This window comes from Oribacterium sp. oral taxon 078 str. F0262 (genome assembly GCF_000160135.1).
In the GTDB taxonomy this organism is placed as follows: Bacteria; Bacillota; Clostridia; order Lachnospirales; family Lachnospiraceae; genus Oribacterium.
Map to the genome: position 1 here is coordinate 535354 of NZ_GG729935.1, position 16932 is coordinate 552285.

General features: G+C 57.8%; 13 protein-coding genes and 1 pseudogene. 1 reads left to right on the top strand and 13 read right to left on the bottom strand.

Annotated features, from left to right (window positions below):
* Window positions 1–28: 28 nt before the first annotated feature.
* From GCWU000341_RS09960 to ppk1, 6 genes and pseudogenes are all read right to left on the bottom strand, one after another.
* Window positions 29–931, bottom strand: a complete 903-nt coding sequence (locus GCWU000341_RS09960; RefSeq protein WP_196794838.1) for a YARHG domain-containing protein — start codon at window positions 929–931, stop codon at window positions 29–31.
* A 14-nt stretch (window positions 932–945) separates the two neighbouring features.
* Entirely contained in the window at window positions 946–2736 is a 1791-nt protein-coding gene (locus GCWU000341_RS09965) for a hypothetical protein (RefSeq protein ID WP_009215860.1), read from the bottom strand.
* A gap of 157 nt (window positions 2737–2893) precedes the next feature.
* Window positions 2894–3595, bottom strand: coding sequence for a CAP domain-containing protein (locus tag GCWU000341_RS09970; RefSeq protein WP_021774733.1), 702 nt, complete (start codon window positions 3593–3595; stop codon window positions 2894–2896).
* An 88-nt stretch (window positions 3596–3683) separates the two neighbouring features.
* Entirely contained in the window at window positions 3684–4781 is a 1098-nt protein-coding gene (locus GCWU000341_RS09975; RefSeq protein WP_009215862.1) for an SPL family radical SAM protein, read from the bottom strand.
* 60 nt (window positions 4782–4841) lie between these two features.
* Window positions 4842–5714, bottom strand: a complete 873-nt coding sequence (locus GCWU000341_RS09980) for a hypothetical protein (protein ID WP_009215863.1) — start codon at window positions 5712–5714, stop codon at window positions 4842–4844.
* Between the two features lie 2 nt (window positions 5715–5716).
* A pseudogene (ppk1, locus tag GCWU000341_RS09985) lies at window positions 5717–8002 on the bottom strand (polyphosphate kinase 1); the annotation flags it as partial.
* 538 nt (window positions 8003–8540) lie between these two features.
* Here ppk1 and GCWU000341_RS09995 point away from each other — a divergent pair.
* Entirely contained in the window at window positions 8541–8957 is a 417-nt protein-coding gene (locus tag GCWU000341_RS09995) for a TOBE domain-containing protein (protein WP_009215867.1), read from the top strand.
* A gap of 127 nt (window positions 8958–9084) precedes the next feature.
* On the opposite strand, the gene nth is transcribed toward GCWU000341_RS09995, so the two are convergent.
* From nth to GCWU000341_RS10030, 7 genes are all read right to left on the bottom strand, one after another.
* On the bottom strand, window positions 9085–9783 hold the full coding sequence (gene nth / locus GCWU000341_RS10000) for an endonuclease III (protein ID WP_009215868.1): 699 nt from the start codon (window positions 9781–9783) through the stop codon (window positions 9085–9087).
* A gap of 131 nt (window positions 9784–9914) precedes the next feature.
* Window positions 9915–10415: a deoxycytidylate deaminase gene (locus GCWU000341_RS10005; RefSeq protein ID WP_009215869.1), complete on the bottom strand. Its 501-nt coding sequence runs from the start codon at window positions 10413–10415 to the stop codon at window positions 9915–9917.
* 93 nt (window positions 10416–10508) lie between these two features.
* Window positions 10509–11615: an L-threonylcarbamoyladenylate synthase gene (locus tag GCWU000341_RS10010; protein WP_009215870.1), complete on the bottom strand. Its 1107-nt coding sequence runs from the start codon at window positions 11613–11615 to the stop codon at window positions 10509–10511.
* 86 nt (window positions 11616–11701) lie between these two features.
* A complete protein-coding gene (locus GCWU000341_RS10015; RefSeq protein ID WP_009215871.1) occupies window positions 11702–13459 on the bottom strand; it encodes a glycosyl hydrolase family 18 protein in 1758 nt (585 codons plus the stop codon).
* 415 nt (window positions 13460–13874) lie between these two features.
* Window positions 13875–14951 carry a peptide chain release factor 1 gene (gene prfA, locus GCWU000341_RS10020; protein WP_036600239.1) on the bottom strand — a complete coding sequence of 359 codons (1077 nt, stop codon included), beginning with the start codon at window positions 14949–14951 and terminating at the stop codon, window positions 13875–13877.
* Window positions 14952–15002: 51 nt separating this feature from the next.
* Window positions 15003–15941, bottom strand: a complete 939-nt coding sequence (gene prmC, locus GCWU000341_RS10025; protein ID WP_050761980.1) for a peptide chain release factor N(5)-glutamine methyltransferase — start codon at window positions 15939–15941, stop codon at window positions 15003–15005.
* A complete protein-coding gene (locus GCWU000341_RS10030) occupies window positions 15896–16867 on the bottom strand; it encodes a DUF1385 domain-containing protein (protein WP_009215875.1) in 972 nt (323 codons plus the stop codon). Before GCWU000341_RS10030 ends, prmC begins: the two co-directional genes overlap by 46 nt.
* Between the last annotated feature and the right edge of the window lie 65 nt (window positions 16868–16932).

Genomic DNA, 16932 nt, shown 5'->3' on the forward strand with positions numbered 1-16932 from the left:
ACTTTGAGGACCGGCTCTCTCCCCTCTCTCAGCCTCCGAGCTGCTCCTCCCGTGCCTTGATGAGGTCCCGGTTTTTCTTCTCAAAGTCATTCAGCTGATCATCACTGAATCGGCCCGCTTCGATGCTGCCGTGATACCAGTCCTTCCCTTCAAAATAAGTCCGAAGTCCGCTGTCACTGAAGATCCGCCCTCTCCTGGCATAGATCTCGTTCCTCGCGATCCGAAGCTCTTCCTTCGTGAGCCCCGAAATCTCCTCCGCGCTGTAATAGCGGCTGTCGCTGTCCGGGAGGATAAAGCCCCCGCTGTCCGAAGGCGGCTCCGATTCCGTCAAGGCGGGAGAAGCCGACTCCGAATCGGACTCATTCTCCGGCTTCGGAGATTCTCCCTCTCCTCCGGAAGACTCCACGGTCGGAAGCATCCGCTCCCAGCCCTTCTTTCCCTCAGATGTCTTCCGCTCCGCTTTCCGCTTCTTTTCCCCGCTCTTTCTCTCCTTCCCGCCGCTGCTGTCTTCCTCTTCTTCGTCCCGCTCTGTTTTCCGCTTCCTTCTTTTGTCTCTTTCCTGATCCCCTTCTCTGTCCTTCTTTCCTTCCCCCTTTCCTCTCTCAGAGCTTTCCTCAGAGAGAAGGGAGTCCTCTGTGAAATAACGGAACATAAAGAAACTCCCCGCGCCAAGAAGTGCCGAAAGCAAGAGGGCGAGAGCCAGGATCAGGGCCCCTTTGCCATTGAATCCCCTTTTCGGAGGTCTCTGCTTTGGAGCCGGGTAGAAGGCGCTTCCCTGTCCCCCTGCCCGGCGGTCTCCGTTCCCCGCCTGCTCCGTTCCCTTGCCCTCAGATGGGGAAGCACTCCCCTCTCCCCTCGGACGCGGCGCTCCGCAGTGCGGGCAGAAGCTTGCTCTCTCCGAAATCTCGCCTCCGCATCTCTCACATTTCATACTCATCCCCCCGTTCACTTGCTCTGTGCCGATTGGACATTCTCCTGAATCAATGTCTCTCTCTTCTCCTCTACCTCGTAGAGATCAAAGCAGTCCTTCTTCTTTTTATAATTCTTTCCGAGTACGATCCTCCCCGCTCCGTAGACATTCCAGTCCACGACCTCCTCGGAAATCTCATGAATTCTCTCCCCCTCCAGGACAGAAAAGGTGCTGCTGCTCCGTGTGCCCTCCCTCTCAATCCCGCTGTTGATATAGGTTTTCCCCCTGTAAAACCCGATATTGTCGACATGCTCCGCGATCCGCTCTCCGTTTCGGCAGAGCGTCCCCATCCCCTTCTCATCCAGGTCCCGGATGTAGTAGAAATCCTTTCCGGAGAGGAAGACCCCCCGGATCTGCGATGCCCCTCTCTCGATTCGCTCCGCATCTCCGATATGTCCGCCCCGGATCTGAAAGAGGGAGAGGTTTGTCTTTCCCTCCGCGCTGCTCATCTCAAAGAGACGCTTATTGTCCGGGTCCAGAATGTACTCTGCCTTCGGGCGGTAGTCCAGGCTTCCGAGCGCCCTTCCGTCGTAGTAGAGCTGTGCCTTGATCGTGAGAGAGGCGTCCTCCTGAAAGCTGTCATTTAATGCCTTCCCCCAGTTAGTAGAGGAAGGGAGCTCCGCAAGGCGGATCTTCTGCATCTTGATCTCGCTGAGCGGAATGGCAAGGAGCGCCTTTCCCGTCTTTTCCGTCCCGCTCTCGAGCTCTGCCTCGTCCAATATGACGGAGGATGCGAGAAGGCTCTCTTTTCTTCCATCACTTCGGAAGAGATCTCCAAAGCCGTTCTCTCCCCCGCCCCCCTCCTTCATTTCTCTCCGAAGCTCCCGCTCCTGCTCCTCTGTGAGGCCGCTGAAATCAAAGAAACGGCTGTAGTCGAAATCGCCGGAGCGAAGAAAGAGAATCCCCTCTCCGCCGCTTTGGCCGCGGGCCTCCTTCGCATCCACCTCGATTTTCACCGTCCGCTCCCCCTCAAGGAAATAAAGGGCGCCCTTCCCGTCCGCATAGAAAAAGCGGTCCAGGCTTCCGTTATAGGACAGGGCCTCCGCGAAATTCTCTCCGACCTTTCTTCTCTCCGCCCCGCTCTCTGTGGAAAGGCGGTAGAGCTTTCCCTCCGAATCGGCATAGATCAGCTCGCTCCCATCCTCGGAAAAAAACTGCTCCGCCGCATCCTCGCAGAGCTTCTCCATCTCGCCCCGGTATGAACCGAAGAAGAGCTCCTTTCCGCTTCGATACCAAAGCTTCTCTCCCTTCAGTATCCCGAAGTCGCTGACGGAATCCGCGATGCGCCTCGTCTCCTCCTTCCCTTCCGAAGGAGAAAGACCCTTCACACAGAGCCTCCCGCCCTTTCCGTCGAATTCCTCATAGAAGAGGATCGCCTTTCCATCCTCTGTATATTCGGCCCTGTAGAGCGGTGTATAATACTCATTATAATCTGTAATCGTCCGATGATTAAGTGCTTTTTCCGTCAAAATCACGGGCTTTCCCCCGCTGTAATAATAAAGCCCTCCATCCGCGATATATAAAATTCCTCTTCTCTCTCTCTCTGCTCCCTCCTCCCGTTTTTCCGGGGAGAGGAGGCGGCTTAGGAAAAAGAGAGCGGCGAAAAGAAGGAAAAGCGCGAAGAGGGGAAGGAAAAGCTTTTTCCCCGAAAAAGGGCGGAGAAAAGCATTTTGCCGCTTCCCTTCTCCGCCCTGTTCCCGCTTCTCGGAGGGCGCAGGATCAGCTTTTTCTTCGGGCTTCCCCCCGCTTTTTTTCAAAAAACTCATCTTTTCCCCTCCGCCGCGGATCGCTCCCGCTTTCCCTCATTCCTCCGATGGATTCCTCGATCGGCTCCGCTGTCCCGGGGATCGGGGATTCTCGCTGCCTTCCGGAATGCGGCATGGATCTTTTCTTTATGGATGGAATCCGTCTCTTCGTCTCTTCCTAGCCCAGGAAATTCTGAACCCAGTAACTCTGCCCGCCCTGTACGCTGTAGCCGATGCCGATGGAGCTGTATTTCGGATCCAGGATATTCCGGCGGTGCCCCTCGCTGTGCATCCAGCTGTCCATGACCGATTCCGCACTTTTCTGTCCGCTCGCAATATTCTCCCCCACGGCATGGTACTCCGTGATGCCCATCGGGGCGTAGAGCGAAGACCATTCCTGTCCGTTGGGTCTTGTATGGCTGAAGAGAGTCCCCAGCTCCTGCGCCCTCTGCTCCGCGACCCGGTCAAGTGCGGAATTATCGGAGAGCGGCTGCAGTCCGGCCCTGCTCCTCTCCTGATTTACCAGGCGGAGAAGCTCCGCCCGCTCGCTCGCCGCGCTGAGCGCGCTCCCGTTCGACCCTCCTGAGACCGCTCTTCTCTGTACGACGCCGTTTACCGTCCACGCGCCGTTTCCGTCCACGGTAAAGCCGTCCGGAGTCGTCGTCCCCGTGAGAAGCCAGCCGTCCGGTTTAAAATAATAGCACTCTTCGATCCTGTCACCGTTTCCGTCGATCCAAAGCCAGCCGCCCGCCGGATAATTCCCTCCTCCAAGATCATACCACCAGCCCCCTCTGCTGCTCTGCCAGCCGCCCGCATAAACCGCATTCGAAGCGAGCAAAGCGAGAATTGCCGCCGCCGCTGTCAGCTTTCTGATTTTCATTCCATTCCTCCTGTAAAGTCTGTCATACTCTTCCCGCTTCTTTCCGACGGGAAATCCGCCGCGCTCTCCGCGCGCCGGTATTTCTATCCTAGGAAAAAGCTCCCCTAAAGTCAATCTCTGCTTCTTTTCCATTTTCTTTCAAATTCGGAATTCCGGGGGCCTTTCCGGAGCTTCCGGCCGGATTCCAGCGGAAAATCCGCTCCTCCGGAATCCACTTTCCGAGCTCTTTCAGCAGAAAGTCCTCCATCCGCTCTCCGAGTCCTCTCCCGTAATGACAGACTCCGCCGTCATTCTCATAGGGAAACTGCGCGATCACGGAGCGGGGAAGAGCGCGGCGAAGCTCCCGGAGATAGGCTCCGGAGATCCGGAAGCTCCCGACGCTCACATCCCGGATCTCCTCCGGGGAGAATGTCCGAAAGACCTGATGCAAAAGCTCCAGATAGGCCTGCTCCCAGTCCGCGCAGTAGATCATGGGATCAAAGCAAAGACGGATCGGGAAGCCGAGGGCATGCGCTTCCTCTGCGCTCTCAAGCCTCGCGCGAAGACTCCCCGTCCGCTTTTCAAAGGAGCGGATGATCCTCTCCGGAGAGAGCGTGAAGGCGAAAATCATCCGCTCCCTATCCTCCTTCGAAAGCCTCCCGGCGAAGTCCTTGAAAAAGTTTCGATTTCCCGACTTCGTCCGGACCTCGATCCGAAGCCCCGGCTCCTCCCTGAGAAAGTCCGTGAAGCGGAGAAGGAGGTGAAAGAGTCCCTCCAGCGCGAGGAGATCCGTATCATAGGAGACGCAAAGATACACCGTTCCCTTTCGCAAAAGCTCTCGAAGTTCGGAGAAAAGCTCCGGAAGATTCCAAAAGAGCAGCAGATTTCCCGAGGGATACATCCCCTTCAGATAACAGTATTCGCAGTCGTAAATGCAGTTCATCACGAGAGAGCTGTAGAAAAAGTTTTCCTCCCCAAAGCTCTGGCAGACCGGCGCGCCGGGATAGATCAGCCTCCCCCTCTTCCTGGCGAGGATCAGCTTCTGAGAGCGCTGCTGCATCTCCCGGTTCTGCCTCCTCCGATTAAATACATCCTTATAATGGGAGATCTCCACAAGCTTCGCGTCCGGAAAACGGCGGAGCAGCGGATCGAGCTCCGGATCCCCGATGAGCTCCTTCTCGATATAAATATGGGAAAATCCTCTCAAAGCTCCATGCCCTCCCGAAAATCCCGCGCAAAAGCCCCCGGCGAAAAGCCACCGCAGCCTTTAAAACGAAAGGGCGCGCTCCAGAATGCGCTTCCCCTCCTTTTTATCCCGGCACGGGAGCTCCCCCAGCCGATAGAGCGCGTTCCAATATTCCCTCCAGTCCTCCCCGGAAAGCTTTTGGTAGAGAAGAAGCTGCCGAAGCCTCCCGTCCATAGAGAGGGAGCAGTGGAGCGCCGCAGAAAGCTTCCCGATCTCGGCCTCCTCCTCTTCGGAGAAGAGCGCTGCACGGCTTCGAAGCTCCTCCGAAAGACCCTGCAGCTGTCCGATCAGGGAGGAGAGCGCCGGCTCCTGCTCCGTAAAAAGCGCATTCCGCTGCTCCTCCCCCGCATCCTCCTGCAAAAGTCTCAGAAAAAGCATCCGATCCGGCGACAGGTAGTAGGAACCCGCCTCATAGATCGCCGCGGATTCTCTGTCAAAAAGCGCATCCTCCGAAATTCCGCTCTCTTCCCCCGCATAGAACCTCTCTCCCGAAAATCCCGTGCACTCCGGAAAGGGAAGGTCATAGAGCATATCCGGATAGAAGCTTCTCCCGCTGTCCAGATTCACAAGCTTATTCAGGAGGAAAAAACCGCTCTCCCTTTTTCGCTCCGGGCTCCGAAAGCTCCCCCGCATCCCTTCTCCCCGAAAAGAGCCAAGGCGCCGCGCGCTCCCGAAGGAAAGCAAGAAGTCCCCGCAGGAGACTCCCTCCGAGGAGAGCACGGAGGAGACGGCGGAGGCCGCCGCGATCTGCCCGCTCCCACTCAGGCTCAGAAGCAGCTTTCCCTCCCTGTCCTGAAACTGCAAGAAGGCGCTCCTCCCGCTCCGTTTCCTCCATCCTCCCCTCCGGATCAGAGGAGCTGCCTCCGGATAGGAGGCTGCGAAAAGATAGAGCACTGTCAGTCCCCCCTCCCGGAGGAAGAATCGGAGTCCTGTTCCGTTTTTCCCCCTGACTTCGCTCCGCTCTCCCTCCCCGGAGGAAGCGTCGCCGGAAGCGGAAGAAGCTCTTCGAAGCGGCGCTTTTCGGGAAGCAGGAGGGGAGAGCTTCTCTCCCTCTCCTTTCCGCCTCCCGCCTCCCGGAGGGCTCCCCGGCCCCGGCCCGCATTCTCCGTCTCCCCCGCCGCGAGATAGGCCTCCCGATAGAAGAGCTCCTGAGAATTCAGCCTCTCCCCGAGCGGATGAAGCTCCCGGTCATGATACTTTCCGTCGGAGAGGAGCTCCTTTCCCTTCTCATCGTCCTGCATCCCCGTGTCAAAGATGTGGCGGATCCTCTCCTTCAGTGCCTCATCGTAAATCGGGGAGGCGACCTCGACTCTCCGAAGCGTATTCCTTGTCATAAAGTCCGCGGAGGAGAGATAGATTTTCTCCTCCTCTCCGAGACCGAAGCGATAGATCCTCGAGTGCTCAAGGAAGCGCCCCACGATGCTCACGATGCGGATATTCTCCGTCTCTCCCGATATCCCGGGGATGAGGCAGGAGATCCCTCGGATCAGCATCTCGATCCTGACTCCGGCCTTTGAGGCCTCCACCAGCTTTTCGATGATATCTTTGTCTGTGAGGGAATTGATCTTGATCCCGATATAGGCCGGTCTTCCCTCCGCGGCTTTTGCGATCTCCCGGTCCATATCGCAAAGGATCCGGTTTTGCAGGCAGTTCGGAGCGACCAGCAGCTTCCCGCTCTCCCGGACCGTCTCCCCCTGCAAAAGGCAGCGGAAGACCTCCAGGGCATTCCTTCCGATCTCGGGATCTGCGGTCATGAGGCAAAGATCCGTATAGAGCGCAGCAGTCTTCTCATTGTAATTCCCGGTCCCGATCTGCGTGATAAAGCTAAAGCCCGACTCCTCCTTCCTCGTGATGAGACAGAGCTTCGAATGAACCTTGTAGTTCCCAAGCCCGTAGATAATCTGGCAGCCCGCTTCCTCCAGCCTCCGGGACATCTCGATATTGTTCGCCTCGTCAAAGCGGGCGCGGAGCTCCACCAGAGCAAGGACCTCCTTCCCGTTCTCCGCCGCCTCGCACAGAGCGTCCACGATCTGGCTGTGATCCGCCACGCGGTAGAGCGTGATCCGGATGGAAACGACATTCTCGTCCCTGGAAGCGTCCTGCAGGATGCTGAGAAAGCCCTTCATGCTCTCATAGGGATAGGAGAGCAGAATGTCCTTCCGCGCAACCTGAGAGAGCACCGACTCCGCGCGGGAGATCGAGGCGGAGGGGCGGGGACTCAGCTTCTGGTAAAAGAGCGATGGGTTCTGCCGGAGCGCATTCTGAAGCTGGAAGACATAGGAGAGGTCGAGCGGCGTCGCGGAGCGGATGATATGGGACGCCGGTATCCTGAGATAATGCGCGATTTTCTTCTTCGCGCTGTGATTCAGATCCCTCGTGAGCTCCACCCGCACCGGATTCAGACGGCTCCGCTTCTTCAGAAGCTGCTCCATCATGCCGCGGTAATCCATGTCCTCGTCATAGACATCGTTGGCATCGATATCCGCGTTTCTCGTCACCCGGAGGATGGATTTCCCCTCCAGCTGATAATTCTGGTAAAGCTTCGAGACAAAGTGGAGGATCAGTTCCTCGGAGAGCATATGATAACCCTTCCGCCCGGGGATCTCGATGAGACGGCGAAATACAGGATTGGAGCAGGGGACGATGCCGATTCTCCTCCTCCCGTTCCGCGTGCTGAGAAGCACCACGGCGTAGAGCTCCCGGTTTTGGAGGAAGGGAAAGGGCTGCTGCTTCCCGACGATCATCGGGGAGAGGTAGGGCCGGATCGCCTGGTCAAAATACTTCTCGAGGCGCGTCTGTTCCTCATCGGAGAGCTTTTGAAAGTTGATGATGTGGATGCCCTCCGGCTCGAGCTCCCCCATGAGCTGTTCATAGATGAGCTGCTTTTTCCGCTCGAGGTGCTTCACCCGGCGGATGATCCTCCTCACCTGCTCCTTACAGCTTAAATTCGTCTTATTGTCCCGGACCTTCTTCCCGGACTGCATCTGCACCATGAGGGTGCCGACCCGGACCATGAAAAATTCATCCAGATTGGTCTGGTAGATCGAGGCAAAGCTCAGCCGCTCCGCAAGCGGAACCCGCGGATTTCCCGCTTCGTTCAGGACTCTCTCATTAAATTGCAGCCAGGACAGTTCCCTGTTCTGAAAATAGACCGCTGCCTTCTTCTTCATCTCTTCCTCCCTGCGATATCTCCGCCGCCCTTTCCATGGCCTCTGATATCCCCGTGGACCTGTTTTTCGCGGTTTTCCGCCGCTTCTTCTGCCGTAAGGCAGAGCTTTTCTTTATTGCCGTGCCCGCTTCGCCTTCTGAAATCCGGATATCTTTCCGCCTCGGAAGCGCCGTGAGAAGACGAAGCTCTGCCGCCAAAATGCGGCATTGCTCTATTGATTGTAGCAGAGTGAGAGAAGGGATTCAAGAATCCGGAAAAAGACAGCGGGATGCGGGGCCGGGACTTTGTTATAAGTCTTCCCATTTCGAGACTTTTTTGTTAAACTGAAAAAACAGCTGCTGTCCTACGACAGCTCTTCGCACGAAAACCGATCGCTCCCCGCTTCCCTTCGGGAGAGGCAGAGCACGCATCCGGATCCAAAGCGATCCGTTCCGGCATGCAGGCTCCCCTCCGGGAGGAGTGAAATCCGCATCCGAATCCCCCGCTCAGACCATGTCGGGCCGGGAAGCTGCGGCAGAGAGTGATCCACAGGATATTTAGGAGGAAGTAAGATGATCAGCGCAAGGAATAAAATCAAGGGAACGATCCGCGAGGTAAAGGAAGGCGCGGTGAACGGCATCGTAAAGCTGGAGACCCCGAAGGGGCATAAGGTTTCCGCGACGATCTCCATGGAGGCAATCCGGGAGCTCTCTCTCAAGGCAGGAAAGGAGGCGACCGCTGTCATCAAAGCGACCGAGGTCATGATGGCCAACGATTTCCTGAAAATTTCCGCGAGAAATCAGTTCCGGGGAAAGATCACCGAGATCCTTCCCGGTGCGGTGAACGCGATCGTAAAGCTCGATGTGGACGCCGAGTTCGGTCTAAGCTCCACCATCAGTCTCGAGGCCGTGAAGGAGCTCTCTCTTAAGGCGGGAGAGGAGGCTGTCGCCGTCATCAAGGCGACCTCCGTCATGATCAGTGTCGACTGAGCACTGCTTCCTAACGTAAAGTATCATCCCGGGATCCGTACCCTCCTTCCGCTTCTCCTTCGATCACTTTCGAGGATGGGATTGGGAAGGAGAGGATTACGCCCTCCGGGAAAGGGAAAGCCGGGGCTCAGCTCCCCGGCTTTTTTCGTGCCGCCCTCCAGTATCCGGGATCCCCATCCCGGCTCGGACAAAGATCCTTCAGATAGCAGCTTTCACATTTTGGCTTTAATGAGCTGCATCGTGTCCTCCCAAGCGCCATGACCCTGGTATTCCAGCGGGTCCAGAACTCCCTCGGGATAGAGTCCTGAAGCTGCAGCTCCGTCTTAAGGGGATCGGAGGATTTCGCGAGCCCGAGCCGATTCGACACTCTTCTCACATGGGTATCCACCACGATGGCGGCCTTCCCGTAGACCCGCCCCAGGATCAGATTGGCGGTCTTTCTCCCCACACCGGGAAGAGCCGTCAGCTCCTCCAGCTGATCCGGCACCCTCCCCCCGTACTTTTCGAGAAGCACCGCCGCGCAGGCCTTCAGATTTCTCGCCTTGCTGTGATAAAAGCCGATGGAATGGATGTCCCGCTCCAGCTCCCGGAGATCACAATCTGCAAAGTCCTGCACCGAACGATACTTCCGGTAGAGAAGGTCCGTCACCTTGTTGACTCTCGCATCGGTGCACTGCGCGCTGAGTATCGTCGCAAAGAGAAGCTGCCAGGGAGTGGACGCCTCGAGAAAGCTCATCGGGACCTCCCGGTAATGCTCCTCTAAGCGCTTCATGATCTCCCGGACCCTTTTTTCTCTCTCCTCTCTCTTCTCCGTCTCAAATTCCATCGCCGCTGTCCCCCAAACTCTAAAAAACAGTGCGGGAAAGCACTCTGCCGCCCGGTCTTCTCTCCGTAAAAGACCACTCCCTCCTCATAGCTCTCGGCGTCTTGGCCTCTGTCCGGCCCCTCTGCGCTCTCCTACAGCTTAAGATGAATTTCCCTCCCGGTCTCCTGATATTGATAATAGCGGACCCCCGCCGCGTCCAGCATCCTGCGGGAGGCCCGAAGCTCCGGAGTATCTGCATACTTATCCTCCCGGTAGACAAGCGTCTTGATCCCGGCCTGAATCAGGGCCTTTGCACACTCATTGCAGGGAAAAAGCGTGACATAGAGCTTCGCCCCCTCCAAAGAACCGCCGCGGTAATTCAGGATCGCATTGAGCTCCGCATGGGTCGAATAAAAATACTTCGCATTATAGGGATCATCGCTCACATGGATCTTCGTCCAGGGGAAAAGGTCGTCCGAGCAGCCCCTCGGAAAGCCGTTATAGCCCATGGACAGGATCTTATTGTCCCGGGAGACGATGCAGGCTCCCACCTGTGTGCTGGGGTCCTTGGAGCGCCGCGCAGACATCTCCGCGACCCCCATGAAATACTCCTCCCAGCTGATATAATCCTCTCTCTTCCCGCTCTCCGACATCACGGCTCTCCTCTCCGCATCCTGCGATGAAGCATCGATTCCTCGCTTCTTGAATAGCTATGGTCCCTCTCCCCGCCCCGAAGGGGGCAGAGCCTAGAGGATGATCTCCCGCATCCCGGCCGCCTTCCGCATTCTGTTCATAAGGGCGAAGCCGACGCCCCGGTCCGAGCAGCTCTCCGCGTAAATCCTGTCCTTTTTCTCCTCATCGAATTCCCGGAGGAGCCGAAAGAGCGATCTCGTCATCGTGAGCATCTCCTCCCTGCTCCCGAGAACCTTTACCGAGAGAGTCCCGTCCGGACTGTCCGGGGGATAGAAAGGCCTTGTCTCCTTTACGCAGAGGATCCCGACCCTCTTTCCCTCCGAAAGCTCTCTTTCCGCCCTCTCCCGGATCCAGCGGGCGGTCCTTCGGTCGGAGAGCTCCCTCTCCTCTCTTCCGATCGCCTCTCCCCTATCCCGAAAGAGCCTCGTCGTCACAAGATACATCTCGGCCTCCGGGGCATAATGCCGGTACTTCATGCCGGGCGCCCTGGGATGCATGGTCTCCGAGACAGTGCCGGACAGGATTGCGGGGTCGATCCCCACCTTCTGTCCGAGAAAGGCCGAGAGCTCCTCCGCCGTGACCGCCCCCGGGCGGAGCAGAATGGGTGTCCCCGTGCTCAGATCGAGAATGCTGGACTCCACGCCGATCCCGACCGGTCCCCCGTCCAGGATCATATCGATCCTTCCTCCGAGATCCTTCGCCACATGCCCGGCCTCTGTCGGCGAGGGCTTCCCGGAGAGATTTGCCGAGGGGGCCGCGATCGGGACGCCGCTCTCCGAAATCAGACGGAGTGCGCACGCATTTTCCGGGCAACGGAGCGCCACTGTGTCGAGTCCTCCGCTGGTCTCCCTCGGGATTCGCTCTGTCTTTCTCAAAATGAGGGTCAGAGGACCGGGCCAGAAGCGCGCCATGAGCCGTCTGGCATCCTCCGTGATTTCCGTGACCAGAGGCTCTGCATCCTTAATGCCGCTCACGTGGACGATCAGAGGATTGTCCGAGGGGCGCCCCTTCGCTGCATAGATTTTCCGGGCCGCCTCCGGACTCAGCGCATTTCCCCCAAGCCCGTAGACCGTCTCCGTCGGAAAGGCCACAAGGCCTCCCCTTCGGATAATTTCCGCCGCCTCTTCGATTCCCTCGATTCCCCGTATGATCGTCTCCATCTTTTATCTTTTTCCCCTGACTCTCCGACCCCTCCGCCGCGCCGGGCCTCTCACAGCGCTGAAAGGAGAAGCGCAAAGCAAGTCCTCTAGCCGTTCATGCGGAGATTTTCCCAAAAGCCGTCCGGCTCCTGCCCCAGCTTCCACGCAGCGACTCCCACGACGCCGGCCTCCCGGATATGCTTCATCTTAAGCTGCATGGACTTCTGATCCTCCATCCAGATCTCCTTTCGGCCGTCGCTGTCCTCTACCGAGCCGTAATTCTGCCCCAGCTCCTCGTCCCAGCTCAGATTGACGCCCTTTTGCTTGACCCATTCCTGGGCCCTCCGGATCCCCATCGCCTCCGAGCTCAGCTTCCCGTCGCTCTTTGTGATCCAGACCCTGGTATAGAAGGGAACGGCGATGATGACCTGCTCCTTCGGGATCTCCGCGATAGCCTCCTGGATCCCGCGGTCCACATAGGAGATCGAGGAGACAGAGCCGGCCTCCTTGGAGCCCGCGTAGTGCTCATCATAGCACATAATGATGACATAGTCGCAGTAGGCTCCGAGCTCCTCGATATCGTAGTAGCGGTTGTAGTCATAGGGCACATAGCAGTCCACGGAGAGGATGATCCCCTCATTTCGGCAGCGGACGGAGAGCTCCCGCATGAACTGAACATAATCCTTCCCCACCGACTCCGGAACCAGCTCAAAGTCGATGTTCAGCCCGTCGATGCCGCTGTCCTTCGCCGCCTGCACCAGGGCCTCGATCAGCTTCTCCCGGATCGACGTATCCCGAAAGAGCTTCTTCTCATCCACATCGCCCTGATCGAAGTTATTGACGGTCGCAAAGATCTGATAGCCCTTCGCGTGCGCCATCGCGACATAGTCCGCATCCGCATAGCTCACGAAATTCCCCTCGCTGTCGCTGAGAGAAAACCAGGTCGGTGCGATGACATTCATCCCCGAATTGCTCTGTGTGAGAGCATCCAGGCCCGCGTTGGCCTGAGGAGAGGTAATCTGGTGGAAGCCAAGCTCGATCTTGGATCCGTCCTCCCTCGTAATATGGGTGTAGTCCGGCGCCTGGAAGCCGCTTTTTGCGGTCTCCTTTCGGATATCCGTGAGCTTACTGTTTCTGAGAAAGCCGATAAAGCCGTCACCGGTCCTTACCTTGGACCACTTCTCCATGCTCTCCAAAACCGTGACCGTATCCCCCTTGGAGAGCATCGTCAAGACCTCGCTCTTCACGCCTCCCTTCAGGCGCACGGCCTCCCTCCCGGAAAGCGTCGCTTCGGTGTACTGCCCCCTGCTGTTATCGAGAAAGATCCTCTTTTGCTCCGTATCCACAAACTGCTGGCAGCGAAGATCCGTGTACTGCATGATCCAGTCCGTATTCAGATAAAGCTGCTTCCCATCCTGAAAGAAGGCCGGACTTCCGTCCGAAAGCGTCTCATCCGCATTGGTCTTCACGATCTCCTTCGGGAGGCAGTAGAGGAACTCCGAGACATCGGAGGCCCAGTAAAAGCGCTTATTCAAAGAGGCATAGACAAAATCATAGGGCAGATAGACATGGCCGTCCTTATAACGGCCGACCACGAGATAATCCTTCTCCGTCTTCTCCTTCTCATCGTTCAGATAGACCTGTACATTATCTCCCGCAACATCGAAATATTCGGAAAGATCCGCCCTTTTCGATGTCGGCATATACTTCTTCACATAAAGCATGGCAGCGCCGAGAAAGCCCAGAATGAAAAGGAAAAGGAATGCCGTCAGCACAGGGACGGGACTCCTCTTCCCGGCGCGGCGCTTCTCTCCTCCGTTCCGGCTCCGGGATCTCCCAAGCTCCCTCTTCTCCTCCTGCTCCATGAAATTCCCTCCCTCCGGCGCGATCCTTTAATAAAAGCGCTGCTCCCGTCTAAGCTCGCAGGCAAACTCCAAAGCGGAAAGCTTCCGCCGCCCTGCCGATCCGACCCGGGCCGTCCTCCGCCCGGATCTTTTGCGATTCCATCCTCTATCGCCAAAGCCCCGGTCGGATTGAACCGTCGGCTCCAAAGCTCCGCCTCTTTATCGCTCCCCCGCGCTTCTTCGAAGCTTAACGATACACCTATACAGTATAGCAAAGGAAAGAGAGCATAACAAATTAAGAAAAAATACCATCGCCCGGGCCGGACGACGGTAAAATGAAAGATTTCGATACCGGGATCAAGGCCTGAAGGCAGGGCGATCCGGGCGAAGGCAGACTCTTCTTTGGAAGAAAAGGAATCCAAGACGCTGTCCGGTCTCAGATCCTTTCCTCCATCCGGCTCAGCTTCTCCGCCTGCTCCGCCGTGATGAGCGGATCGATCAGCGGATCCAGATCGCCGCCGAGAATTTCCTCCAGGCAGTAGAGGCTCAGCTTAATGCGGTGATCCGTGACTCTGCCCTGCGGGAAATTGTAGGTCCGGATCTTCTCCGAGCGCTCCCCCGTCCCAAGCTGGGAGCGCTTCTCCGCCGCGCTCTCCTCATGGCGCTTCCTGGACTCAATCTCATAGAGCCTCGCACGGAGAAGCCGCATCGCCTTTTCCCGGTTCTGAAGCTGGGAGCGCTCCTCCTGGCACTCCGCCACCATCCCGCTCGGGATATGGATGAGGCGCACCGCGGAGGAGGTCTTGTTGATATGCTGTCCGCCGGCCCCGGAGGAGCGAAAGACCTCCATCCTGACATCGGACGGCTTGATCTCCACCTCCACCTCTCCGGCCTCCGGCATGACGGCGACCGTCGCCGTAGAGGTATGGATTCTGCCCCCGGATTCCGTCTCCGGCACCCTCTGCACGCGGTGGACTCCGGATTCATACTTCAGCCTGGAGTAGGCGCCCTGCCCGTCCACAATGAATATAACCTCCTTCAGGCCGCCGAGCCCGGTCTCATGGAAGGAGACGAGCTCCGTCCGAAAGCCTCTCCGCTCCGCGTAGCTCATATACATGCGGTAGAGCTCCGCCGCAAAAAGCGCGGCCTCCTCCCCTCCCGCGCCGCCGCGGATCTCCATCACGATATTCTTATCGTCATTTTCATCCTTTGGGAGGAGGAGAAGGCGAAGCTTCTCCCCGAGGAGGCTCTGCTCCTCCTTCGCATTCTGGAGCTCCTCCTTCGCCATCTCAAGAAGCTCGGGATCCTTCTCCTTCTGCAAAAGCTCCAGCGCGTCCCTCTCACTCTCCTCCGCCTTCCGAAAAGCGAGGTAGGTCTTATAGAGCGGCTCCAGCTCGCTCTGCTCCCGGATCAGCTTCCGATAGCGCGCGATGTCATTGCTCAGCTCCGGCCTCGTGAGAGAGAGCATCAGCTCCTCGTAATGGCGGCGGACCTCCTCCAGATTCTCAAACATTCTCATCCCCTCTTTTCTCTATTCTCACTCAATTCTCCGGCTTTCGGAAGCTCAGCCCCGGAAAATGCCGCTGAGCACGCGGTCCTTTCCGGAGAGATCCCTCCGCAGGGAAAGCTCCGAAAAGCCGGCGGAGAGGAGAAGCGCCGATACCTCCTCTGCTTCATCGAAGCCGATCTCCAGACAGATCCTCCCCCCGGGCCTCAGATGCTTCGGCGCCTCCCTCGCGATCTCCCGGTAGAAGAAAAGCCCGTCCTCGCCTCCGTCCAGCGCCATGCGGGGCTCATGCTCCGAGACCTCCGGCTCCAGACTTTCGATCTCCCCCCTCCGAATATAGGGCGGATTCGAGAGAATCAGGTCAAAACCCTGTATCCCCTTCTCCCTCTCATACTCTGAGATCCTCTGAAAAAGGTCCGATCGAAGCAGAAAGAGCCTCGCCCTTTTCTCCGGCGGAAGTAGTCTTTCCGCATTCTCCTCCGCTTTTCTCAGGGCAGGCGCGGAGAGGTCTGTGAGCAGCATGCTCTCAAACTCCCCGTAGTAGAGAAGGCTGATTCCCACACAGCCGCTCCCCGTACAAAGATCCAGTGCATGCTTTCCGGTGCTCTCCGCGAGCGCCTCCTCGACGAGGATCTCTGTATCCTGCCGCGGGGAGAGCACCGCTTCACTCACCCGGAAGCGAAGGCCGAAGAAATCCGTATAGCCGAGAAGCTGCTGCAGCGGGATGCGGGACGCTCTCTCCGAGAGAAGACGCCGGAAATCCGCTGTCCGCTCCTCCCTCTCTCTTTCGTCGGGAAAGAGCGAAGAGAGCTCCGCAGAGCTTTTCATGAGGTAGGCAGGGGCATCCAGAGAAAAGCTATGAAACAAAAGCTGCCTCGCGTCATAGTCCGGATCCGGAACGAGAGCCTCCCGGAGACGAAAAGCTCCCTCCCGAAGAAGCTCCCGGAGCGTCACAGCGCTCCCCCGCTCTCCTCCGGGAACTTCTCTCTCTCCCATTTCCGCCAGTCAAAGACCGCCTCCACAGCGGCTATCGCCACCTCGATCTCCGATCGGTCCGGCTCCTTCGTGGTGAGCCCCTGCATCCACATGCCGGGGACAAAGAGCAGCCTTGTCAGCGCGTTGTCCCAGAGTCCGACCAGGCGGAGAAGCTCATAGCTGATCCCGGCGATCAGCGGAATCAGGAGGATTCTGGACAAAAACTTTAAAAGGATGCTGTCGAAGCGGAGCAGCATGAAGAGCAGGATCGAGATCAGCATCACATAGACGAGGAAGCTCGTCCCGCAGCGCTTGTGCTCCTTCGAGGAGAGGGCCACATTGTCCACCGTGAGCGGAAGGCCGTGCTCGATGCAGTTGATGCATTTATGCTCCGCCCCGTGGTATTCGAAGGTCCTCCGGACATCCCGCGAGCGGGAGACCAGCTTTAAATAGGCGATGAAGATCAGGACCCGCAGCAGCCCCTCCAGGAAAGCGAGCAGGCTCTCCGAGGGGAGAAAGCGCTTCAGCTGTCCGATCAGAAGGGTCGGGAGGAGCACAAAGAGAAGGAGGGCCGCGAGAAAGGAGAAGGCGATGACGATCGAAGAGAGCACAGAGGCCGCGCGCTCCCCGAAGGTCCTGTCCATCCACTTCTCAAAGGCCGAGGCCTCTGTCCCCTCGTCGTCCTCAAAAAAGGAGGCGCTGAAGCTGAGGCAGCGCATCCCGAGACGGAGAGAGTCCCAGAAGGAGAAGACGCCTCGGATCAGCGGGAGCCTCAGGAAGCGATACCGATCCGTCAGGGAGACATAGCGCTCCTTTTTCACAGTGATCTCCCCGTCCGGCTTCCGCACGCCGACCGCGTAGTCCTCGCCGTTTTTCATCATGATCCCCTCGATCACCGCCTGCCCGCCGATCCCGCAATAGATCTGTGTCTTCTTCCCCTCCCGCATAGAACTCCTTTCTGCTTCCGGTGACTGCCGGGCCGTTTCTCCATGTCCCCCTTTTGTATGGAAAC